The organism is Streptomyces sp. NPDC096013 (genome assembly GCF_044763565.1).
In the GTDB taxonomy this organism is placed as follows: Bacteria; Actinomycetota; Actinomycetes; order Streptomycetales; family Streptomycetaceae; genus Streptomyces.
Genome location: NZ_JBIWGK010000008.1, coordinates 129,807 through 150,320 on the forward strand (window position 1 = coordinate 129,807; position 20,514 = coordinate 150,320).

General features: G+C 70.9%; 21 protein-coding genes and 1 pseudogene. 11 read left to right on the top strand and 11 right to left on the bottom strand.

The genetic code is table 11. The annotated features are described in order from the left end of the window. Positions 1 to 89: 89 nt before the first annotated feature. A complete protein-coding gene (locus ACIRB1_RS26330; protein WP_352179359.1) occupies positions 90 to 1,322 on the bottom strand; it encodes an ROK family transcriptional regulator in 1,233 nt (410 codons plus the stop codon). 29 nt (positions 1,323 to 1,351) lie between these two features. Continuing rightward, positions 1,352 to 2,797 carry a xylulokinase gene (gene xylB, locus ACIRB1_RS26335; RefSeq protein ID WP_403467214.1) on the bottom strand — a complete coding sequence of 482 codons (1,446 nt, stop codon included), beginning with the start codon at positions 2,795 to 2,797 and terminating at the stop codon, positions 1,352 to 1,354. A gap of 187 nt (positions 2,798 to 2,984) precedes the next feature. Between xylB and xylA the strand changes: the two genes are divergently transcribed. Both xylA and ACIRB1_RS26345 read left to right on the top strand, forming a co-directional pair. Then, positions 2,985 to 4,151: a xylose isomerase gene (xylA, locus tag ACIRB1_RS26340; RefSeq protein ID WP_328935145.1), complete on the top strand. Its 1,167-nt coding sequence runs from the start codon at positions 2,985 to 2,987 to the stop codon at positions 4,149 to 4,151. Between the two features lie 344 nt (positions 4,152 to 4,495). Further along, the gene (locus tag ACIRB1_RS26345) at positions 4,496 to 4,747 is read left to right on the top strand and encodes a hypothetical protein (protein ID WP_403467215.1); all 252 of its coding nucleotides are present in this window, start codon (positions 4,496 to 4,498) and stop codon (positions 4,745 to 4,747) included. 23 nt (positions 4,748 to 4,770) lie between these two features. Here ACIRB1_RS26345 and ACIRB1_RS26350 read toward each other — a convergent pair whose 3' ends face one another. The 3 genes from ACIRB1_RS26350 to rox form a co-directional block, all read right to left on the bottom strand. Beyond that, the gene (locus tag ACIRB1_RS26350) at positions 4,771 to 6,117 is read right to left on the bottom strand and encodes an esterase-like activity of phytase family protein (RefSeq protein WP_403467216.1); all 1,347 of its coding nucleotides are present in this window, start codon (positions 6,115 to 6,117) and stop codon (positions 4,771 to 4,773) included. 158 nt (positions 6,118 to 6,275) lie between these two features. Beyond that, positions 6,276 to 6,395 (bottom strand): MerR family DNA-binding transcriptional regulator, encoded by a 120-nt coding sequence (locus tag ACIRB1_RS26355; RefSeq protein ID WP_403467392.1) that lies wholly within the window; start codon positions 6,393 to 6,395, stop codon positions 6,276 to 6,278. Positions 6,396 to 6,437: 42 nt separating this feature from the next. After that, entirely contained in the window at positions 6,438 to 7,898 is a 1,461-nt protein-coding gene (rox, locus tag ACIRB1_RS26360) for a rifampin monooxygenase (RefSeq protein WP_403467217.1), read from the bottom strand. A gap of 375 nt (positions 7,899 to 8,273) precedes the next feature. Between rox and ACIRB1_RS26365 the strand changes: the two genes are divergently transcribed. Beyond that, a complete protein-coding gene (locus tag ACIRB1_RS26365; protein WP_403467218.1) occupies positions 8,274 to 9,338 on the top strand; it encodes a fatty acid desaturase family protein in 1,065 nt (354 codons plus the stop codon). Between the two features lie 132 nt (positions 9,339 to 9,470). Next, positions 9,471 to 9,653 (top strand): hypothetical protein, encoded by a 183-nt coding sequence (locus tag ACIRB1_RS26370; RefSeq protein ID WP_043668661.1) that lies wholly within the window; start codon positions 9,471 to 9,473, stop codon positions 9,651 to 9,653. Positions 9,654 to 9,918: 265 nt separating this feature from the next. On the opposite strand, the gene ACIRB1_RS26375 is transcribed toward ACIRB1_RS26370, so the two are convergent. From ACIRB1_RS26375 to ACIRB1_RS26390, 4 genes and pseudogenes are all read right to left on the bottom strand, one after another. Then, complete coding sequence (locus tag ACIRB1_RS26375; protein WP_403467219.1) at positions 9,919 to 10,989, bottom strand: hypothetical protein; 1,071 nt, start codon at positions 10,987 to 10,989, stop codon at positions 9,919 to 9,921. A 135-nt stretch (positions 10,990 to 11,124) separates the two neighbouring features. Next, complete coding sequence (locus tag ACIRB1_RS26380; protein ID WP_352179351.1) at positions 11,125 to 11,421, bottom strand: hypothetical protein; 297 nt, start codon at positions 11,419 to 11,421, stop codon at positions 11,125 to 11,127. A gap of 143 nt (positions 11,422 to 11,564) precedes the next feature. Continuing rightward, positions 11,565 to 11,693, bottom strand: a pseudogene (locus ACIRB1_RS26385) (PadR family transcriptional regulator); the annotation flags it as partial. A 37-nt stretch (positions 11,694 to 11,730) separates the two neighbouring features. After that, positions 11,731 to 12,330, bottom strand: a complete 600-nt coding sequence (locus ACIRB1_RS26390; RefSeq protein WP_352179350.1) for a class I SAM-dependent methyltransferase — start codon at positions 12,328 to 12,330, stop codon at positions 11,731 to 11,733. A gap of 152 nt (positions 12,331 to 12,482) precedes the next feature. Here ACIRB1_RS26390 and ACIRB1_RS26395 point away from each other — a divergent pair, with 152 nt between their 5' ends. The 5 genes from ACIRB1_RS26395 to ACIRB1_RS26415 all read left to right on the top strand — a co-directional run bounded on the left by ACIRB1_RS26395 (position 12,483) and on the right by ACIRB1_RS26415 (position 17,480). Continuing rightward, positions 12,483 to 13,256 carry an MHYT domain-containing protein gene (locus ACIRB1_RS26395; RefSeq protein WP_352179349.1) on the top strand — a complete coding sequence of 258 codons (774 nt, stop codon included), beginning with the start codon at positions 12,483 to 12,485 and terminating at the stop codon, positions 13,254 to 13,256. A 52-nt stretch (positions 13,257 to 13,308) separates the two neighbouring features. Next, a complete protein-coding gene (locus ACIRB1_RS26400; protein WP_403467220.1) occupies positions 13,309 to 15,822 on the top strand; it encodes a nitrate- and nitrite sensing domain-containing protein in 2,514 nt (837 codons plus the stop codon). Next, complete coding sequence (locus ACIRB1_RS26405; RefSeq protein ID WP_328832954.1) at positions 15,819 to 16,256, top strand: roadblock/LC7 domain-containing protein; 438 nt, start codon at positions 15,819 to 15,821, stop codon at positions 16,254 to 16,256. The genes ACIRB1_RS26400 and ACIRB1_RS26405 overlap by 4 nt, the downstream gene beginning before the upstream one ends. Positions 16,257 to 16,278: 22 nt before the next feature. Further along, positions 16,279 to 16,692: a DUF742 domain-containing protein gene (locus ACIRB1_RS26410; protein WP_352179347.1), complete on the top strand. Its 414-nt coding sequence runs from the start codon at positions 16,279 to 16,281 to the stop codon at positions 16,690 to 16,692. 182 nt (positions 16,693 to 16,874) lie between these two features. Further along, positions 16,875 to 17,480 (top strand): ATP/GTP-binding protein, encoded by a 606-nt coding sequence (locus ACIRB1_RS26415; RefSeq protein ID WP_352179346.1) that lies wholly within the window; start codon positions 16,875 to 16,877, stop codon positions 17,478 to 17,480. A 13-nt stretch (positions 17,481 to 17,493) separates the two neighbouring features. Here ACIRB1_RS26415 and ACIRB1_RS26420 read toward each other — a convergent pair whose 3' ends face one another. Further along, positions 17,494 to 17,922: a PPOX class F420-dependent oxidoreductase gene (locus ACIRB1_RS26420; protein ID WP_266774385.1), complete on the bottom strand. Its 429-nt coding sequence runs from the start codon at positions 17,920 to 17,922 to the stop codon at positions 17,494 to 17,496. An 82-nt stretch (positions 17,923 to 18,004) separates the two neighbouring features. Here ACIRB1_RS26420 and ACIRB1_RS26425 point away from each other — a divergent pair, with 82 nt between their 5' ends. Together ACIRB1_RS26425 and ACIRB1_RS26430 are read left to right on the top strand one after the other, a co-directional pair. After that, positions 18,005 to 18,418 carry a roadblock/LC7 domain-containing protein gene (locus ACIRB1_RS26425; RefSeq protein ID WP_352179345.1) on the top strand — a complete coding sequence of 138 codons (414 nt, stop codon included), beginning with the start codon at positions 18,005 to 18,007 and terminating at the stop codon, positions 18,416 to 18,418. 126 nt (positions 18,419 to 18,544) lie between these two features. Further along, on the top strand, positions 18,545 to 19,501 hold the full coding sequence (locus tag ACIRB1_RS26430) for a DUF6397 family protein (RefSeq protein ID WP_352179344.1): 957 nt from the start codon (positions 18,545 to 18,547) through the stop codon (positions 19,499 to 19,501). A 137-nt stretch (positions 19,502 to 19,638) separates the two neighbouring features. Here ACIRB1_RS26430 and ACIRB1_RS26435 read toward each other — a convergent pair whose 3' ends face one another. Beyond that, positions 19,639 to 20,502 (bottom strand): acyl-CoA thioesterase II, encoded by an 864-nt coding sequence (locus tag ACIRB1_RS26435; RefSeq protein WP_327405782.1) that lies wholly within the window; start codon positions 20,500 to 20,502, stop codon positions 19,639 to 19,641. Positions 20,503 to 20,514: the final 12 nt, after the last annotated feature.

Genomic DNA, 20,514 nt, shown 5'->3' on the forward strand with positions numbered 1-20,514 from the left:
GGTTGGGCAGTAGGGCGTGGCGTGGTTCCGTGGACGACGGCGGATCTGTGGATAACCCGATCACTCGGACGGATGAAGTCGGCCTCGTTTCAGGCCTGTTCGGCCAGGTTGTCCCCAGCCCGTTCGGCCACCGAGGCCGGGTCGTCGAGGACGGCCCGCACGATCGAGTGCGCGGCGCCCAGCAGCGGACCCTCGGGTCCCAGCCGCGACACCGACACCGGACACGCGGGCCCCGCCGTGCGGCGCGCCAACTCCGCCTCCAGCGACGGCAACAGCCATGGTGCGAGCCCGGACAGCGCGCCGCCCAGCACCACCAGCTGTGGATCGAGGAGGTTGACCGCGCCGGTCAGCGCGATGCCGAGCGCCGTACCGGCCTCGTGCAGGGCGCCTCGCACCGCTTCGTCGCCGTCGGCGGCACGGGACGCGAGCAGACCGACCCGGTCCGCGCCGGGCTCCAGTCCCGCGGCACGCAGCACGGCCTCCTCGCCGGCGTACTGTTCGAGGCAGCCGCGCCCGCCGCACGCGCATGCCGGCCCGTCGGGACGCACCGGTACATGCCCCAACTCGCCCGCGAATCCCCGAGTTCCGCGCAGCAGCCCGCCGTCCACCACGACGGCGGCGCCGATGCCGATCTCGGCCGAGACGTGCAGGAAGTCGCGCGGAGTGGCCCCGCCCAGCCAGAGTTCGGCGAGGCCGCCGAAGTTGGCCTCGTTGTCCACCGTGGGCGGCAGTTCGGCGGGCAGCAGGGCGCCGAGGTCCGTGTCGTGCCAGTCGAGGTTCGGGGCGCGGACGACCGTATGGCCGTCGCGTGCCACCAGGCCGGGCACGGCGACCGCGAGCCCGGCCGGCCACAGACCTTCCGCGTCCGCCTCGGCCACGACCTGCCGTACCAGCGCGGTGAGTTCGGCGAGGACCGGCTCGGGGGGGCGGCCGCGGTTCACGCCGTGCCGGACGGCACGCGCGCGTATCTCGCCGCGCAGATCGACCGCGCAGACCGCGAGATGGTCGACGCCGATCTCCGCGCCTATCCCGGCGGGACCGCGCCCGCTGACGGCGAGCGCGGAGCCGGGGCGGCCCACCCGGCCGGGCCGCTCGGGGCCCAGCTCTTCAAGGAGCCCCGACCGGATCAGCTCGTCCACCAGCGTCGACACGGCCGCACGGGTCAGCCCGATGCGCGAGGCCACGGCCGCGCGGGAGAGCGGGCCCTCGGCGCGCACGGTGTGCATCACGCGCGCGAGGTTGCGGCGGCGCATGCCCTGCTGGGTGTCGGGCAGCGCGCGGCCGGGCCCGGCCGGATGCGCCTCGTGCAGCGGTGCGGTCATGCCTCCGTCAGTCCTCGGTCGATTGCGGGTCAGCGAGCGTCCGTCCCCCGTTCGAGCAGCGGAGCCGCGTCGGAGAGTACCCCGGAGATCCTGGCCAGCGTCGCCTCGTCACGGTCCACGGCGTCCAGCACCGGCCCGGCGGCCGTGTTCCAGCGCCGCGCCACCGCGGCCGGGTCCTCACCGGTCAGCAGGCCGGCGGCCTGTGCGGCGGCGCCGAGCGCGACCAGTTCCTTCGCCTCCGGCACCTGCACCGGACGCCCCGACAGCCGTCGTACGGTGTCCTGCCAGGCCGTGCCCCGGGCGCCCCCGCCGATCAGCAGGAGGGGGGCGGTGCGGTCCGCGTCCTCGTCGAGGACCAGGTCGAGCGCCCCCAGCAGGGCGTGCACGGCGCCGTCGTAGGCCGCCTGGAGGAGCTGGCCGCCGGTGGTGTCGTGACGCAGGCCGTGCAGCAGCCCCGAGGCGTTGGGGAGGTTCGGGGTGCGCTCGCCGTCCAGGTAGGGCAACAGGGTCACCGCGGTGCCGGGCTCCACGGCCTCCCGGTCCAGGCCCAGCAGGGCCGCGACCCGGTCGACGGCGAGGGTGCAGTTCAGGGTGCAGGCCAGGGGCAGCCAGTCGCCATGCGCGTCGGCGAAGCCCGCGACCGTGCCGGACGGGTCGGCGGGGCGGTGCTTCGACACCGCGTACACGGTGCCCGAGGTGCCGAGGCTGAGCACGGGGTGACCCGGGCGCAGCCCGAGACCGAGCGCGGCGGCCGCGTTGTCACCGGTGCCGGGGGCGACCAGGGTGCCCTTGGAGAACGGCAGGTCATGGCAGTCGCGCACCGTCCCCGCCACCTCGCCCGGCCGCACCACCCGGGGCAGCATCGCCGGGTCGAGCCCGACGTGCCGGAGGATCTCCTCGTCGTACGACTCGGTCCCCGACGCCCACCAGCCCGTGCCGGAGGCATCGCCCCGGTCGGTGGTGCCCTGCCCGGTGAGCCGCTCGGTGAGGTAGTCGTGGGGGAGGCGCACGGCTGCCGTGGCGCGCACCGACTCCGGCTCGTGCTCGGCGAGCCACGCCCACTTCGTGACCGTGAAGGAGGCTCCGGGCACGCTGCCGGTGCGCTCCGCCCAGGCCTTCGGACCGCCCAGTTCCTCGATCAGCCGGGTGGCCTGCGGCGCGGAGCGCACGTCGTTCCACAGCATCGCCGGGCGTACCGGCTCGCCCTGGGCGTCCAGGGTGACCAGCCCGTGCTGCTGGCCGCCGATCGACACGGCCGCCGCCTCACGGGCCGCGTCCCCGCACTGGCGCAGCGCCTCGCCCAGGGCGTCCCACCACTGGCGCGGGTCGCTCTCGCGGCCCGCACCCGAGGAGACGGTGTGCGGCGCCTGGCCGCTCGCGACGATCCGTCCGGTGGACACGTCGACGACCAGTGCCTTCGTGGACTGGGTGGACGTGTCCACGCCGACGACGAGCGGACCCTCGGCTGCTGACATCGGGCTCTCCCTGTTTTTTCCGCGGCTCTGCGGGCTCTGACCTGCTGTTTTCAAGGCTGTCCGGGGTGCGGTGGCCCGTACCCCACTCCTTCAGGGACATGTTGTCCCTTCCCAGAGCTGCGTGTGCATACTAATTTGTAAACCGCCATGACGAAATAGTCGCAGCGAAGCAACAAGGAGCCGCGTCATGAACTACCAGCCCACCCCCGAGGACAGGTTCACCTTCGGCCTGTGGACCGTCGGCTGGCAGGGAAGGGACCCGTTCGGCGATGCCACCCGCCGCGCCCTCGACCCCGTCGAGACGGTGCAGCGCCTGTCCGAGCTCGGCGCCCACGGTGTGACCTTCCACGACGACGACCTGATCCCCTTCGGGTCCTCGGACACCGAGCGCGAGTCGCACATCAAGCGCTTCCGCGAGGCTCTCGACGCGACCGGCATGAAGGTGCCGATGGCGACCACGAACCTCTTCACGCACCCGGTCTTCAAGGACGGCGCGTTCACCGCCAACGACCGCGACGTGCGCCGCTACGCCCTCCGTAAGACGATCCGCAACATCGACCTCGCCGCCGAGCTGGGCGCCGAGACCTACGTCGCCTGGGGCGGCCGTGAGGGCGCCGAGTCCGGCGCCGCCAAGGACGTGCGCGTCGCCCTCGACCGCATGAAGGAGGCCTTCGACCTCCTCGGCGAGTACGTCACCGAACAGGGCTACAACCTGAAGTTCGCGATCGAGCCCAAGCCGAACGAGCCCCGCGGCGACATCCTGCTCCCCACCGTCGGCCACGCCCTGGCCTTCATCGAGCGCCTGGAGCGCCCGGAGCTCTACGGCGTCAACCCGGAGGTCGGCCACGAGCAGATGGCCGGGCTCAACTTCCCGCACGGCATCGCCCAGGCCCTGTGGGCGGGCAAGCTCTTCCACATCGACCTCAACGGCCAGTCCGGCATCAAGTACGACCAGGACCTGCGCTTCGGCAACGGTGACCTGCGTGCCGCCTTCTGGCTGGTCGACCTCCTGGAGAGTGCCGGTTACGCAGGCCCCAAGCACTTCGACTTCAAGCCGCCGCGCACCGAGGACCTCGACGGTGTGTGGGCCTCGGCCGCCGGCTGCATGCGCAACTACCTGATCCTCAAGGAGCGTTCGGCCGCGTTCCGGGCCGACCCGGTGGTCCAGGAAGCGCTGCGCGCCTCGCGTCTGGACGAACTGGCGCAGCAGACCGCGGCGGACGGCCTCAAGGCACTGCTCGCGGACCGCTCCGCGTTCGAGGACTTCGACGTGGAGGCCGCCGCCCAGCGTGGGATGGCCTTCGAACAGCTCGACCAGCTCGCCATGGATCACCTCCTGGGAGCACGCGGCTGACCGCACGCACGCGTGCGTCACTCACGAGCCCGCTGGTGCACGTGAAGGGCCGTTCGTGACCGACCCCTGCGCGGAATGCTCCGGAATCATGCGATCCACGGCATGAGCCCGTATCAACCACCGCGCGGGGGTCGCGTCATGACCTCTGTGAGGCGACTCTGGTCGGTATGGCCATGCCGCCCGTACCGCCTCGACCGCCCGGGCCACCCGGCGCCGCCCCGCCTCCGGGAGGCGGCTTCGGACCACCACCTCCCGGAGACTTCGGGCATACGCCAGGAGGGGACTACGGGGGCTACGACCCGCCTCCGCGCCGGCGTCCCCGGCCGCTGTCCGTCCTGCTCGCCGTGATCGTGGCCGCCGGAGCGGTCGTCACCGTCGTGCTGATGACCTCCGGAGGACACGATTCGCCGGACAAGAAGGCGCCCGCGGCGAGCAGTTCGAGCACAAGCCGCGGGCCGTCCCTCACCTTGCCGACAAAACTTCCCACCAGCCTGCCGACCAGGCTCCCGACCGCGCTCCCGTCGAACTTCCCCTCGGAACTGCCGAGCGAGGTCCCCAGCGACATCGAGTCACTGCTCCCGTCCCTGTTCGGCTAACCGCCCCTGAGGCCGACGGACGGTCAGATGCCGTGCGGCAGCTTCAGGTACACCACGGTCGTCTCGATACCGCTGTCGACCAACCGCCCCTGCGCGTCGAACGCGCCCGCGCCATCCGTCATCCCGAAGTCGTTGTCGTTCACGAGGGCCAGCGTGTCGTGATCCACGCGCGCGATGCCCTCGATCTTCTGCGGTATCCCGGAGACGGTCCCCAGGTCGACGGCCAGCTTCTTGGCCAGCACCGGGACACCCGCGGCGGCGGGGTCGTCGAGCTGCTCCAGGGACGGGGACGTCGTGTCGTCGTCGTAGCGACCGCCCAGGATGTTCGACCGCCGGTCCAGCTTCACCACCTGCAACCGGGCCGCCTTGTCGGTGCGCTCCTCGACCAGGAGTCGGTCCCCGCCCAACGCGACCACGGAGGAGATCTTGAGCTCGGAGGTGTCGTCCTCGCCGGGGTCGACCACGTTCACCGGGTCGAAGCGGTACGCGTACTCCGCCGTGACCGCCTTCTTCTTCGTGGAGAAGCGCAGCAGACGGGTGTTGAGCGACGCGTCCCCGGCATCCCCGTCCGGCAGCGACAGCGGGCTCTGCAGGGCCATCACCAGGTCACCGCCCGGCAGTTGGGCCAGCCCCTCGAAACCGCGGTTGGTCTTCCGGTGCAGCAGCACCGCCGGAAGCGACTCCACCACCGGGTAGTCGGTCCCCGTCAGACGCAGCCCCTTGGGCACGTACCGCGTGAGCACCTTCCCGCGCGCGGAGACATGCACCAGGGAAGGCCCGTACTCGTCGACGAGCCAGAAGGAGCCGTCCCCGGCCCGCACGATGCCTTCCGTGTCGAGACCCTTCGGGTTGTACGACAGTGCCGTCTGAGCGTCATAGGAGTACGGCGCCTCGTCGCGTCCCTGCTGGTTCGGCAGCCCGGTGACGGCCTTCCCTGAGGACGTGGTGATCGGGAGGGCGTCCAGGACCTTGACGGTGCTCCCGGAGACACGGATCTTCACGATCGCCGGGTCGAAACCGGGCACGGGGAAGGTGCGGCGCTTCGTCCCGCTCACCTTGATCTGACCGTTGGGCCCGCGGTCGGTGACCGTCCAGTACTCGCCCTTGCGGCCGGCGGGGTAGATGTCGCTGCCGATGCCGCCGAGGTCCACGCCCCGGTCGTCGGCCACCGTCCCGGGCAGCAGCGCGTTGCTGAACGCGCCGAGCGGGATGTCGCCCAGCGTCGCCGTACGCGTGACATGGGCGGCCTCGGCCTTTCCGGGGGCCGCCACGGCCGTACCGGCCGCCACGAGGGCGACTGCCACGGCGAGCGGGACACCCGCCGCGACGGGACGGCGGACGCGGCGCCGGACGATGGCGTGCGGGGACATCGGGCCTCCTGAGGACAAGTTCGCTGACAGCGGCCAGAGTTGGTCCTCATGCGGAACGGTGTTCGACGGTGAGGTGAATCAGGGGTGTCGACCGTTTGTCGGGCGAACGCGGCACTCGCGGTCGTCATCCGACATCGACACGAGCGTGTGCATCAGGCTCAGCCGCTGTGCCGTGGTCTGCCGGCGCGTGATGGTCCGCGGTACGGCACGACGCCCTCGTCGGCGTAGAACCTGATCGCGCTCGCGCTCAGGCCGGTGCGGTGGGCGACGTCGCCTATGGGTTAGAGCTGAGGACCGTTCACAGCCGCCACTCCGGGATCTCAAGCGACCTGAGAGTCAAGCGGGTTGGCCGCGTCGGGACGGGCTGTGCCGAACCACCTGGGGAGCGTGCCGAGCAGGTCCTCCTGGTCATCGCCGACCCACGCCACGTGACCGTCCGGCCGTAGAAGGACCGCGGGTGCGTTCAGTTCCTCGACGGTGTCGACCACGTGGTCGACGCGATCCGCCCAATCCGCGACCGAGAGACGGCCTGTCCGGTCGAGCAGGAGTCCTCGGCCGGTGTGCATCAACTCGTAGAGGCGGCCCTGCTTCAGCTGCATGTCCCGTAGGCGTCGGCCGAGCAGGTCGTGACCGTCGCCGAAGTCGTAGCGGACTCCTACGGCGGTGATCATCTCGGTCACGTACGTGTTCACCTCCTCGAAGTCCATGAGCGTGGAGAACAGCTCCCGTAGTGCCGTCGCACCCGGATCGGTCCCCAGGAGCGTGATCTGCGCGCGCGTGTTGGCGATGACGCGGGCGCCCACCAGGTGTCGCTCCGAGTGGTAGCTGTCCAACAGCCCTTCCGGGGCCCAGCCGTTGACCGCGGCGGCGAGCTTCCAACCGAGGTTGAAAGCGTCCTGCACCCCGAGGTTGAGCCCTTGCCCGCCGGCCGGCGGATGGATGTGCGCCGCGTCGCCCGCCAGCAGGACCCGGTCGACCCGGTAGTGCTCGGCCTGCCGGGTGGCGTCGCCGAACCGGGACATCCAACGGGGCGTGTGCACACCGAAGTCGGTGCCCGCGACGGCCCGTAGCTGCCGCCTGAACTCGTCGAGGGTCGGGGTGGCCGCGCGATCCTCGGCGACGCCGTCGGCGGGCACGACGACGCGGTACACGCCGTTCTCGCCCGGACTGACCCCGAACCGCAGCTGGGTCTTGCGGACCTCCTCGACGACGGCGGCGATCGTGGCCGGGTCCTCGGTCGCCTCCATCTCGCCCAGCAGCGTCTCGACCGTCGCGGGCTCGCCGGGGAAGCCGACGCCGAGCAGCTTGCGTACGGTGCTCCGGCCGCCGTCACAGCCGACCACGTAGCGCGCACGCAGCTGCGAGCCGTCCGCCAGGCCGACGGTGACTCCGTCCTCGGTCTGACTCAACCCGGCCACTTCGAAGCCGCGCCTGATGTCGGTACCGAGTTCAACGGCGCGCTCGGCGAGCAGCCGCTCGGTGACCGGCTGGGGGGTCGCGACGCCGTAGGGATGAGCCGTGTCCAACCGCTCGGGCCACGGCTTGATGATGCCCCCGAAGAGACCGCCCGCCTGGAACTTCTCACTCACCGCGAGGAACCGGTCGAGAAGACCGCGCTGGTCCATGATCTCGACACTCCGCGCGTGCAGCCCCTGCCCACGGGACTCCCCGGTCGGCTCGGTCAACTTCTCCAGCACCACCACGTGCACGCCGTGCAGCCGCAACTCACAGGCCAGCATCAGGCCGGTCGGTCCGCCGCCGACCACGATCACGTCAATCATCAAGAACGCCCATCCCACGAGATCGGTCTCCGGTGGGCCACTTCGTGGACCTGCACATCACGATCTTTCGTTTCCGCAGGTCCTGGCCTCGGTCGGCCATTTTGTGGCACGACCGGGGCCTTGCCGCAAGCCCCTGGGTGAGCTATACCTTGGGTGTGGCGAGGAGTGCGTGAACTCCTCGCCTTCGTGTTTTCCGAGTGGTTCTCCGCAGGCTCGATGGCCGGCGATCTGGCCGGTGAGGGTGTCGTCAACCCCCCTGGGTGGATCAGGCTTTCCCCCGTAGGGACACGGGTGGTGCCGCCATGGTCGCGAACGGTCACCGATTCGTACGTTTGCTCAGGTCAGCCCGTTGCCTGAGTGACCCGGAGACCGGACATGTCCCAGACCACCGCAGTAGTCGAAGCGCACGATCCCGGGAATGCCGTGGCGGCGCCCCCAGGGAGCGAGTTCGCGCCCCTTCTGCGCATGGTCAAGGGCCGGGGACTACTGGAACGGCGATACGCCTGGTACGCACGCTGCATCGCCGCCAACGCCCTCGCACTGGCCGGGATCGCCACCGGCATCGTCCTGATCGGCGACTCCTGGCTGACGCTGCTCCTGGCACCGCTGCTCGCGGTGTTCGGCGCCCGTACGGCCTTCATAGGCCATGACGCCGGCCACTCGCAGATCGCCGGCGGCAGGACCGTCAACCGGGTCATCGGACTGATCCACGGCAACCTGCTGCTGGGGATGAGCTACTCCTGGTGGAACGACAAACACAACCGCCACCATGCGAACCCGAACCACATCGACAAGGACCCGGACGTCGTCGCCGACATCCTCGTCTTCACCGGCGAGCAGGCCAGGCACCGTTCCGGATTCCGGCGCTGGCTCACCAGCAACCAGGCCTGGCTTTTCTTCCCGCTAACCCTGCTCGAAGGCATCGCCCTCAAGGTCCACGGCTTCCAGGATCTGCGGCGCCAGCCCCGACAGGAGCGGGCCGTCGAGGGCGCCCTTCTGGTGGGCCATGTCGTGGCCTACGCGACCCTGCTGCTCATATCGATGTCCCCGGGGAAGGCACTCGCGTTCGCCGCGCTGCACCAGGCTCTCTTCGGGCTGCACCTGGGCCTGGCCTTCGCGCCCAACCACAAGGGCATGGAGATGCCGGACCCGGACGGTGAGCGATGGGGGCATCTCCGCCGTCAGGTGCTCACCTCACGGAACATCCGCGGCAGCGTCCTCACCGACTGGCTCCTCGGCGGGCTCAACTACCAGGTCGAGCACCACCTCTTCCCGAGCATGCCGCGTCCCCATCTGCGCCGGGCACAGCCCCTGGTGCGCGCTCACTGTCAGGATGTGGGTATCCCCTACGTGGAGACGGGGCTCGTCGACTCCTACCGGCAGGCCCTGCGCCACCTCCACGAGGTGGGAGAGCCGCTGCGGAGGGAGCGGACGGAGTGACGGAGACGCCGACAGCCCGGTACCAGTAGGGGAAGCGCCTCAGGGATGTATCAGGGTCGCGATCCGGAACTGTACGGAGCGCGAACCCGTTTTCAGATCAGAGAGCGGCTGCGGCCGCGGAGGAGGCGACACATGTCGAAGAACGCGAAGATCGCCGTAGGGGGTGTGGCGGTCGGACTGATCCTGTTGATCTGGCTGCCCTGGTGGGTCTCATTCCTGATCGTCGTGGGAGTGCCGACGGCCGCATATCTGACGCTCGACCCCTCGCAGCGGCGCAGGCTGCGTCGCGTGGCAGGCAAGGAGATCGGGCGCTGACGCACCACCGATGCCCCACGGCGTCGCCGCCCGGGGCACGGGAGCGGAGCACGATGCCGCCCGCGGGACTGCCGAGAGCAGCCTCGTGGGCGGTGCTCGGCCGAGGGCTGGCCTCAGGCTGACAAGGGCTGGCCTCAGGCTGAGGAGAGCGCCCTTTTCGCGCGGTCCCGGGACGGCTGACGGTCGTCTTCGCTACGGGCGGGCGTGACCTGGAGCTCGTCGGACCCCGCGGGGCCTGCTCGATCGAGGCCCCGCGCGCAAAGGCTCAACTCGGGCGTACGGCAAGCTTGTCGAGCGCTTCCAGCAGACCCGGGAGTTCGGGACCCCGGCCCACCGGCAGGACCTCGCCGGGTTCGTCGTCGAGCAGGACGAACGCTATGTCGTCGGTCCGGGCCACCAGCGACCAGCCGGGACCGTCGGCGCGCAGTGTGCGTGCATCGCCCGGGGCGAAGGAGGATCTGACGCGGCCCAGGGGCGGTGGGGCGTCGATGTAGGCGCGGATCTCCGTCAGTACGCGGCGGATTCCACTGTGGCTCGGCTGAGGGCCTTCCGTGGGGCTGCTGTCCGCCCCGGCGCCGGTCGACGGCGTCCCGTCCGCCTGATCCGTATCCGTCCGATCCGCTTTCCCGGGCTCGTGCGCTTCCCGCCGCCCGGCCGCCTTCTCCGACTCGTCCGCTGTCCGCGCCGCGTCCGTCTCCTCCGACGCGTTCGTCTGCTCCGACCTGTTCGTCTTGGAATCCGACCCGTTCGTCTTGGAAGCGGTGGCCGAGGCGGTTTCGGAGGGCGCGGCCTTGTCCGTCTTCGGCGCCTCGGCAGCCTCGTCCTGCGTCGAGAAGGTCGAGTCGTCGATCTGTTCCCGCCAGGTGGCCCACTGGAGCGCGATCTCGTCGGCACCCAGGCGTCGTTGTGCCGGACCCCAGGTGGTGGTGTCTGGCGGGGCCAGCGGTGGCCGGTCCACGAGGTCGGGGTCAGGGTCGTGCGGCGCGGGCACGTTGGGTGCCGCGACGGCGACGGCGAGCGGCCAGCCCGGCAGGGCGGCGACCACCGTGCGCTCGCTCGGCGACAGGTCGTACTCCATGCCGCAGTCCCAGGACGCGATGGCGACCGCGACCAGGGACACGTCGTCGATGACGACCGTCCATCGCGACCCGTCGCCGTCCTGGCCGAGCACCAGGCCGTACCCGTCGGCGAGCGGTGCCAACCCGAGCGCCGCACAGGCCTCCGGGTAGTCGTCGCCCAGCACGCTCGGGAACTTCGCCGGTGTCAGCAGCACCGCCGTGAGCACATAAAGCGCATCGTCCTCGGCGGCGACGGCCTCTTCATCCGTGTCGGCCATCCCAGCCTCCCCATCGTTCGTCCAACCGCGCGCACCCTAGTGTGCGCGGAAGCCGCTTGTCACGACTCCCAAGTACACCCGGAGCTGCAGTTTTCCGTCTGGACGGGGCGAAATGACCGCCGGTAACCCGAACTGTCAGGCCGCGGGGAGCCCGAGAAGCGCACGAGCCACCGCCCGCGGCGACTCGTCACGCTCCCTCGCGAGTGCCACGACGGCCCGGCATGCCAACTCGCTGACCCCGAAGGACAGCGCCTCCGGTGACACCCATCCCGCGGCCTCGTCGATGCGTTCCTGGTCGTCCTCCACGCGGGCCGAGACGTAGACGGCGGCGGCCTCGAACAGATTGTGCGGGCGTTGCTGCGGGCCGGTGCTCGCTTCCGTGCGCGTGGAGGTGAGAAATCTGGCGAAGGTCTTGCGGGGCCTGTCGAACATGCTGACCACCTTCCCCTGCGTGCTGTTCTGTCGCTGACCGTTCATCTACCGCCACCCAACGTAGAGTTGGAGTTGCGGCGACAGAAGAGGGACGGCACGGTGAAGCGCGTCGGACGCCCCGCGCGGGGACGCGAGACGCGGCGGCCGTCGAGCGCGTCCGACGTGGTCCGCAGCCAGGTCGGTTCCGCCCGGCTCGCGGCTCGGGTGATCGTGAGGACGCCGCGCCGGAAGGAATCACACACCTCTTCGGCGCGCAGCGGCCGGTCACCGTCGAAGGAGCTGGCGGACGGCGCGTGACCCGCGCGTGGGTCAGTCCTCGCGTACGGCCAGTGCCAGGAAGCGGGCGTCCTCGTCGGCGTACGAGGTCATGCGCCACCCCGAACCGGCCAGCAGGGGGCGGAGATTGGGCTCCGCGCGGAGGTCGTCCGGTGTGATCTGCCGTCCCTGACGGGCGGCCAGCGCGGCCCGGCCGATCGGGTGGAACAGCGCCAGCGTGCCGCCGGGGCGCACCACGCGTGCCAACTCCCGTAGATTCGCCTCGGGTCGGGGCAGATGCGCGATGAGACCCGCTCCGAACACGGCGTCGAGTGACTCCGGCCGCAGCGGCAGCGCGGCCACGTCGGCGAGCAGCAACTGCCCCTCACGGTCGCGTCCGGCCCGTACGGCGGCCTCCAGCATGGCGGGGGTGAGATCGGCTCCGAGCACCACTCCGGACCGGCCCACGGCCTTACGGAGCGGCGGCAGCGCACGTCCCGTGCCGCAGCCCGCGTCGAGCACGCGATTTCCCTCGCGCAGGCCGAGTTCGGCGACCGCGGCGGCGTAGGCGGGGCCGTCGTCGGGGAAGCGGCTGTCCCAGTCGGCGGCGCGCGCGCCGAAGAACTCCTGGACACGTGTGTGGTCGTCGCTCATGTTCGGCATGATCCCTCACCGACACGGATGACGCTTCGGCGCACACGTTCGAGCGTCATCCGGTCGTTCAGACACCTCTCCGCGTCATATTGTGACGCCTTTCGAAATGCGCCCCCTTTGTGCACCCGTGCCCCTACTAGCGTCCCCTGGTCATGGGACACCTGGACCACGCCACCTTCGGCTGGCTGACCCCCGTGCTGTCATACGTGATGGCCTGTATGGGAGCCGCACTCGGGCTGCGCTGCACCGTCCGCGCGCTCGGCGCCACCGGCCGCTCGCGCCGCAACTGGCTGATCACCGCGGCCTCCGCGCTCGGCACCGGCATCTGGACCATGCACTTCGTGGCCATGCTCGGCTTCGGCGTCGGCGGCACCGACATCCGCTACGACGTGCCGTTGACCATGCTCAGCCTCCTCGTCGCCATGGTCGTCGTCTGTGCCGGCGTCTTCGCGGTCGGCTACGGCCGCGACCGGGGACGGGCGCTCATCCTCGGCGGCCTCACCACCGGACTGGGCGTCGCGAGCATGCACTACCTGGGTATGGCGGCGATGCGGCTGCACGGGCACGTGAGCTACGACCCGATGCTGGTCGGGCTCTCCGTCCTCATCGCCGTCGTCGCCGCGACCGCGGCCCTGTGGGCTGCCCTCAACATCAAGTCGCCTGTGGCGGTCACCGCCGCCTCGCTCGTCATGGGAGCGGCCGTCAGCAGCATGCACTACACCGGCATGTTCGCGGTGCGCGTGCATGTCACTCCCTCCGGGGCGGTCCTGCCCGGTGCCACGGCGATGCAGTTCATCTTTCCCCTCGCCGTGGGGCTCGGGTCGTACCTCTTCCTGACCTCGGCGTTCGTCGCTCTGTCGCCGTCGACGGGAGAACGCGAGGCCACCGCCTCGGCCCAGCGGCCGGTCGAGAGCGTCGCCCGCTGACCGCCCGTCGCCCGCACCGCACGACCCCGAATCACTTCCGAGCGAGGAGGCCATGCGTACCCCCCGTAGGACCCCGAAAGCCGGCGCCGAGACGCCGCCCGTGCGCGGTCGTCGCGCGCACGCCGGACCACCCGCCGACGAACTCTTCGACGAGCCCCTGGACGCCCCGCCGGAGGACATAACCCCGCGCGCGGGACGATGGCGAATGCGTCCACGCACCGTGCGGGCCAAGATCGTCTGCCTCCTGATGGTGCCGGTCGTCTCCCTGCTCGCCCTGTGGGCGTACGCCACCGTCAGCACCGCCCAGGACGTCTCCCGGCTGCGGCAGTCGCAGCGCGTGGACGCCGAGGTGCGCAGCCCCGTCACGGCTGCCGTCGTCGCGCTACAGGCGGAGCGATCGGCCGCCGTGCGCTACGCGACCGACCCCCACGCCGAACAGAGCGGGGACCTGAGGGGGCTGGCGGCGAACACGGACCGCGCGGTGTCCCGACTGCGGCTCGGCGACAGCGACACCGTCGCCGACGGCGAGGAACTGCCGCGCGGAGTCGGCCGGCGCCTGGAGGCCTTCGTCACCGGAGCCGAGCGACTGCGCTCACTGCGGGCCGATGTGCTCGCCCACCGCGCGGGATGGGACGAGACATACGGGCAGTACACGAAGACCATCTCGGCGGCCTTCGCCGTGGGCGGGGCCCTCTCCGGAGTCCAGGACGCCGAACTCGGGTCCGACGCGCGCGTGCTCCTCGAATTCTCCCGGGCCGGGGAATCGCTGTCCCAGGAGGACGCGATGCTCACCGGAGCCCGTCTCGACGGGCGCCTCGACGGGGAGCGGCTGAGGTTGTTCATCGGCGCCGTCGACACCCGCCGTACCCTCACCGAGTCCGCCGTCGCGGATCTGTCCGGCTCCGAACACGCCGCCTGGCAGACCCTCGCCGGCACCAGCGCCTACGCCGCGATCGGCGCCGTGGAGGACAAGGTCCTCAGTGCCACCTCGGGTACCCGGGCGATCGCTGCAGCGCCCGAATCCACCTGGAACAGTGCGCACGCACGCGTGCAGGACGGTATGCGCGCCACCGAGGCGGACGCGGGCGGCGGCGCGGACAGCGCCGATCCGTTCACCCGGGGGCTGCTGTCGTCGGCCGGTGCCGCCGTGCTGCTCGGTCTCGCCGCCGTCGTCGCGTCGCTCGTCATCTCGGTGCGCATCGGACGCGGTCTCGTCGTCGAACTCGTCAGCCTGCGCAACGACGCCCTGGGGATCGCCCGCCACAAGCTCCCCGAGGCCATGCGGAGACTGCGCGCGGGAGAGGAGATCGACATCCGCGCGGAGGCCCCGCCCGGGCCACCCGCCGAGGACGAGACCGGACAGGTCGCCGAGGCCCTGGGCACGGTGCACCGCGCCGCCCTGCGGGCCGCCGTCGAACGCGCCGAACTCGCCAGCGGCATCTCCGGGGTCTTCGTCAACCTCGCCCGCCGCAGCCAGGTCCTGGTCCACCGTCAACTCAGCCTGCTGGACAGCATGGAGCGCCGCTCCGAGGACCCGAACGAGCTGAGCGACCTCTTCCGCCTCGACCACCTCACGACCCGTATGCGACGGCACGCCGAAAGCCTGATCATCCTCTCCGGAGCGGCACCGGGCCGGGCCTGGCGCATGCCGGTCTCCCTGACCAATGTCGTCCGCGCGGCCGTCTCCGAGGTCGAGGACTACGCGCGCGTGGAGGTACGCCAACTCCCCGAGGCGTCCGTGGTCGGCGCGGCCGTCGCCGACCTCACGCACCTGCTCGCCGAGATCGTGGAGAACGCCGCCCAGTTCTCGCCGCCGCACACGCGCGTGCGGGTCACCGGCGAACCCGTCGGCAACGGCTACGCCGTGGAGGTCGAGGACAGGGGCCTGGGCATGGGCAAGGAGTCCCTGAGCGACGCCAACCGCCGCATCGAGCAGTCCGAGACCCTCGACCTCTTCGACAGCGACCGGCTCGGCCTCTTCGTGGTCAGCAGGCTCGCCGCCCGCCACGGCATCAAGGTGCACCTGCGGACCTCCCCCTACGGCGGTACGACGGCGGTCGTGCTCCTGCCGACGGCGCTGCTGCACGGTGGCGCGCTGGAACGCGCCACGCGCGCGGCGGCCGAGGACGGGGAGCGCGCCGTGGAACGCGAGTACGCGCGTGTGCCCACCGCGCCCCAGCACCAGGAGTCCGTCCCGGCCCCGGCCGACCGGCCCGCCCTCGCGGGCTCCGCCCGGGCCGCGGCGGCCCCGGCGAACGACACCCCGCCCCCCGGAGTCACCACCTTGCGACTGCACCGCCCGCCGGAGGACAGCGAAGGGACCGACGACCTTCCACGCCGCGTACGCCAGGCGCACCTCGCTCCCCAACTCCGGGAACAGCCCACCACGGAACGGGAACAGCCGCCGGCCACCCCGCGCGACGAGCACCGCACCCCGGAGGTCGTACGGGACCGGATGGCCGCCTACCGCGAGGGCTGGACGCGCGGCGGCGGCAGACAACCGGGCCGCGGCGCCAGCCCAAGCCCCGCGACGGGCAGAGACAGCAGCGAAGGAGACCCCGCGTGATCCAGGACCCGAGCATGAGAGCCGCGCAACGATCCGGCGAACTCGACTGGCTGCTGGACGACTTGGTGCTGCGCGTGGGCGAAGTACGGCATGCCGTGGTGCTGTCCAACGACGGCCTCGCCGTCGGCGCGTCGACCGACCTCGCGCGCGAGGACGCGGAACACCTCGCCGCCGTCGCCTCCGGATTCAACAGCCTCGCCAAGGGTGCGGGTCGGCACTTCGGCGCCGGGGGAGTGCGCCAGACGATGGTCGAGATGGACGACGGGTTCCTGTTCGTTGCCGCGGCCGGAGACGGCTCGTGCCTCGCCGTCCTCACCGCCGTCACAGCCGACATAGGCCTGGTGGCGTACGAGATGGCACGGCTGGTCAAGCGCGTCGGTGAGCACCTCTACACGCCGCCGCGCGTGGGTGCGCAGCCCCCCGTCGCCGGATGAGGCGAGAAGGCGATCCGCTCCGATGACCGAGGACACGACAGGCGACCGGCTCGAACCGGGCAGCCAGTGGTACGACCAGGAGGCCGGGCCTCTCGTCCGCCCCTACGCCATGACGGGAGGACGTACCAAATCAGGCCCTACGGGGGTGCGTTTCGACCTGATCGCGCTCGTCACGCTGGACATCGGCGCACCCGGTCTCGACGACGACACCGGGCTCGGGCCGGAACACCGGGCGCTCATCGACCTGTGCCGCCCGGAGACCCAGTCCGTCGCCGAACTCGCCGCCGGAGCCGACCTCCCCCTGGGAGTCGTCCGGGTGCTCCTGGGCGACCTCCTGGAGCTCGGCTGCGTCACCGTCAGCCGTCCGGTGCCGCCCGCGCAGCTGCCCGACGAACGGATTCTGCGCGAGGTGATCGAGGGACTACGGGCACTGTGATGAAACATCAGAAGCACGCGAACGCGTACGGCACCGACTTGTGCACCTTTTCGCGCACCGAACAGGTACGAGGCGGTCACATCGACAACAATGCGGTCCAACCACACGGAGCCGGGCCGCACTTGGGACGATGCACACCTACGGACGTCGAGCGTTGCCGGCACTCCCGAGAGAAGTGATCGATGGTCTCCGAGCACTCCGGCGCCGAGAGCGGTGACACGACCGCCCTGGCGTTGAAGATCCTGGTCGCCGGTGGGTTCGGCGTGGGCAAGACCACCATGGTGGGCGCGGTCAGTGAGATCAGGCCGCTCCGCACCGAGGAACTGCTCAGCGAAGCGGGCCAGTTGGTGGACGACACCGACGGCGTCGACCAGAAGGTCACGACGACCGTCGCCATGGACTTCGGCCGCATCACCATCAGGTCCGGGCTCTCCCTCTACCTGTTCGGCACCCCGGGTCAGGACCGCTTCTGGTTCCTGTGGGACGAGCTGTCGCAGGGTGCCTTGGGGGCCGTCGTCCTCGCGGACACCCGGCGACTCGAGGACTGCTTCCCCGCGGTCGACTACTTCGAGCACCGGCACATCCCGTTCGTGGTCGCCGTCAACTGCTTCGCGGGCGCCCGCGGTTACGGCGCCCTCGACGTCTCCCGCGCCCTGGACCTCGACCCGGGGACACCGGTCGTGCTCTGTGACGCCCGTGACCGCGACTCCGGGAAGGAGGTGCTGATCCGGCTCGTGGAGTACGCCGGGCGGATGCACACCGCCCGGATGCTCGACTCCGTGGGCTGACCCGCGGCGGCCCTCAGTCTGCGACGTCCTTCTGCGCCAGGACCTTCTCGACTGTTACGCGGACGAGGAGTTCGCCCGGCACCCCGTTGCGGGCGCCGAACTCCTCAGCGCGGTCCTCGCCCATGTAGCGGGCCCCGATCCGGGCGGCCCAGTGCCGGAGTTGGGCCGGATCCTCCGACAGATGGGCGCGCCCCTGGATGATCACGAAGTCGAAGGGCGGGCGATCGTCGTCCACACACAGGGCGACTCGCCCGTCACGGGCCAGATTGCGCCCTTTTACCGTTTCCTTCGCGGTGTTGAACACCACGTCGTCCCCGTCCAGCAGGAACCAGATCGGCGCCACATGTGGGCTCCCATCGGCGCGTACGGTCGACAGCTTGCCGGTGCGGGTGCCGTGCGAGACGAACGCCCGCCATTCCTCGTCGGTCATCTTCTGTGCCATGCCCCCATCCTCCTTGCCCGGGCGACGGACGTGGGGAAGGCTGACCGGAGATCAGGGAGACGTCACACGGGGAGGCCATGACATGGCGCAGAACCAGGGACTGAGCTGGCTGCTGGACGACCTGACCGAGCGTGTCGAGCACGTGCGCCACGCCCTGGTCCTGTCCAACGACGGTCTGGTGACGGGTGCGAGCACAGGCCTGCGCCGCGAGGACGCGGAACACCTCGCCGCTGTCTCGTCGGGACTGCACAGCCTCGCCAAGGGCTCGGGCCGCCACTTCGGCGCGGGCGGGGTGCGGCAGACGATGATCGAGTTCGACGACGCCGTCCTGTTCGTCACCGCTGCCGGCAGCGGCAGCTGTCTGTGCGTCCTCAGCGGCGCGGACGCCGACATCGGCCAGATCGCCTACGAGATGACACTGCTCGTCAACCGCGTCGGCGAACACCTCGGCGTGGACGCCCGGCAGCCCGAACGAACCCCCATCACGGACCTCTGACCTGCGAGTTCATCGAGCATCGCGGAGTTATCCACAGGCTTGCCACGAGATCCGCCGCAGCGATTACGTTTTGTTCATCGCGAACGCACACAGCGTGAGCATCGAACTCCGCGGGGGAGAACGACCATGGCAGGAAACACGATCACCAAACCGTCCGACCTCTCGTGCACGCCGAGTCGCGCGGCCCGTGAACTGGGCCTGAAGCGAGGTGATTTCGACCTTGCCGTCCATCTCGGACGCGTCCGCACCGTGCCGGACGAGGAGGGCGGCGGCCGACGGGTAACTCACGCCGAGATCGACCGACTGCGCTCGGCGGCCGGATTCCCCGACACCCTCCTCGAAGGCGTCAGGACGGTGGGCACCACGGAGGGCGCGGCCCTCATGGAGGTCACCCCGGCCAGGTTCACCCGCCTTGCCCGGCTGGGACTGGTGGTGCCGGTGAAGTTCTATCTCAACCGCTATCGGACCGTGGTCTGGCTCTATCTCGCTGAAGAACTACGGCAGTTCGCGGCTGACAAGAACCACACCTCACTGCTGAACGGCCGCACGCCCGAGCGCCTGCGCGACCAACTCCAGGAGGGCCTCGACCTACGGCCCCGCAACTGGCGCGGACGACATCTCGGGTTCCTGCTCCACCAGGCCGCCGACCCGTGGGAGCGCGCCGGCGCCCTGGCCGCGCTGCTGGACCCCGTCCAGGTCGCCGAAATCGTCCAGGACCCCTACGACCGCGCCCACTTGAACCGGTTCCGACCGGACCCGCCGGCCCACGGGGCTCCGGGCTCGGCCGCCGCCCGCCTCGCCGAGCGTATCATGACGGCGGACGACCCGGACGAGATCGGCTGGCTGCGCGCGGATCTGAGGCACGTGCTGGACGAGGCACGCAGCCATCGCCCGGCGCCCCGGCCCACTGGCGAATCGGCCGTACCCCGGCCGACCATCGAACCGACCGCATCGTCGCCCTCGCTGAGCGAGCGCCGGCCTGAACCGATGCCGGAAGTCGCCCCGACGCCGGATGCCGAACCGACACCCGAACCCGAGCGAGGACGCGGCATGTTGGGCTGGCTGCGCCGCAGAAGCGCGTGAGGGGTGCAGCGCCGACACGTCGGCCACAGCGACAGTGACCGGCATGCGGGAGCCGCGGCGCACACGCCCCCGAGAGTCTGCGGCACGCATGCCCCAAGAGGCAGCGGCACGCATGAACTACGGAGCACGCGTACCCGCTACAGCGCTCTGAACAGCCCTTCCTGGACGACCGAGACGAGCAGGCGTCCCTCCAGGTCGTAGATGCGTCCGCGGGCCAGACCGCGGCCGCCCGTCGCGATCGGGGACTCCTGGTCGTACAGGAACCACTCGTCCGCGCGGAACGGCCGGTGGAACCACATGGCGTGATCCAGCGACGCCATGTCGAAGTTCCGCGGTCCCCAGAGGGGTTCGACGGGGATCCGGACCGCGTCCAGGAGCGTCATGTCGCTGGCGTACGTCAGCGCGCAGGTGTGCACCAGCGGATCGTCGCCGAGCGGCCCGACCGCGCGCATCCACACCGCGCTGCGCGGCTCGGCGTCCTTGATCTCCTCGGCGCTCCAGCGCAGCCCGTCCGCGTACCGGATGTCGAAGGGCTGACGGCGTGCCATCCGCTCCAGCTGCTCGGGCAGCACGCCCAGATGAGCCCGGACCTCCTCCGACACCGTCGGCAGGGACTCCGGGTCCGGCACTTCCCTGGCCGGCAGCTGGTGCTCGAAGGGACCTTGCTCAGGCTTGTGAAAGGAGGCGGTGAGATTGAAGATCGTGCGGCCCTGCTGCACGCCGGTGACCCGACGGGTGGTGAACGACCGGCCGTCCCGCACCCGCTCGACCTGGTACACGATCGGCACACCGGGCCGGCCCGGGCGCAGGAAGTACGCGTGCAGCGAATGCACCGGCCGGTCGCCCTCCGTGGTGCGCCCCGCGGCGACCAGCGCCTGGCCCGCGACCTGGCCGCCGAAGACCCGCTGCAGGGACTCGTGCGGGCTGCGGCCACGGAAGATGTTGACCTCGATCTGCTCCAGGTCGAGCAGGTCGACGAGCCGCTCTGCCGGGTTCGTCATGGGTGGCTTTCT

What these genes read in the sequence shown, in the direction of transcription:
- ACIRB1_RS26330 (WP_352179359.1), bottom strand. Translation starts at nt 1,322, where the DNA reads ATGACCGCACCGCTGCACGAGGCGCATCCGGCCGGGCCCGGCCGCGCG.
- xylB (WP_403467214.1), bottom strand. Translation starts at nt 2,797, where the DNA reads ATGTCAGCAGCCGAGGGTCCGCTCGTCGTCGGCGTGGACACGTCCACC.
- xylA (WP_328935145.1), top strand. Translation starts at nt 2,985, where the DNA reads ATGAACTACCAGCCCACCCCCGAGGACAGGTTCACCTTCGGCCTGTGG.
- ACIRB1_RS26350 (WP_403467216.1), bottom strand. Translation starts at nt 6,117, where the DNA reads ATGTCCCCGCACGCCATCGTCCGGCGCCGCGTCCGCCGTCCCGTCGCG.
- rox (WP_403467217.1), bottom strand. Translation starts at nt 7,898, where the DNA reads ATGATTGACGTGATCGTGGTCGGCGGCGGACCGACCGGCCTGATGCTG.
- ACIRB1_RS26365 (WP_403467218.1), top strand. Translation starts at nt 8,274, where the DNA reads ATGTCCCAGACCACCGCAGTAGTCGAAGCGCACGATCCCGGGAATGCC.
- ACIRB1_RS26370 (WP_043668661.1), top strand. Translation starts at nt 9,471, where the DNA reads ATGTCGAAGAACGCGAAGATCGCCGTAGGGGGTGTGGCGGTCGGACTG.
- ACIRB1_RS26375 (WP_403467219.1), bottom strand. Translation starts at nt 10,989, where the DNA reads ATGGCCGACACGGATGAAGAGGCCGTCGCCGCCGAGGACGATGCGCTT.
- ACIRB1_RS26380 (WP_352179351.1), bottom strand. Translation starts at nt 11,421, where the DNA reads ATGTTCGACAGGCCCCGCAAGACCTTCGCCAGATTTCTCACCTCCACG.
- ACIRB1_RS26390 (WP_352179350.1), bottom strand. Translation starts at nt 12,330, where the DNA reads ATGAGCGACGACCACACACGTGTCCAGGAGTTCTTCGGCGCGCGCGCC.
- ACIRB1_RS26395 (WP_352179349.1), top strand. Translation starts at nt 12,483, where the DNA reads ATGGGACACCTGGACCACGCCACCTTCGGCTGGCTGACCCCCGTGCTG.
- ACIRB1_RS26400 (WP_403467220.1), top strand. Translation starts at nt 13,309, where the DNA reads ATGCGTACCCCCCGTAGGACCCCGAAAGCCGGCGCCGAGACGCCGCCC.
- ACIRB1_RS26410 (WP_352179347.1), top strand. Translation starts at nt 16,279, where the DNA reads ATGACCGAGGACACGACAGGCGACCGGCTCGAACCGGGCAGCCAGTGG.
- ACIRB1_RS26415 (WP_352179346.1), top strand. Translation starts at nt 16,875, where the DNA reads ATGGTCTCCGAGCACTCCGGCGCCGAGAGCGGTGACACGACCGCCCTG.
- ACIRB1_RS26420 (WP_266774385.1), bottom strand. Translation starts at nt 17,922, where the DNA reads ATGGCACAGAAGATGACCGACGAGGAATGGCGGGCGTTCGTCTCGCAC.
- ACIRB1_RS26425 (WP_352179345.1), top strand. Translation starts at nt 18,005, where the DNA reads ATGGCGCAGAACCAGGGACTGAGCTGGCTGCTGGACGACCTGACCGAG.
- ACIRB1_RS26430 (WP_352179344.1), top strand. Translation starts at nt 18,545, where the DNA reads ATGGCAGGAAACACGATCACCAAACCGTCCGACCTCTCGTGCACGCCG.
- ACIRB1_RS26435 (WP_327405782.1), bottom strand. Translation starts at nt 20,502, where the DNA reads ATGACGAACCCGGCAGAGCGGCTCGTCGACCTGCTCGACCTGGAGCAG.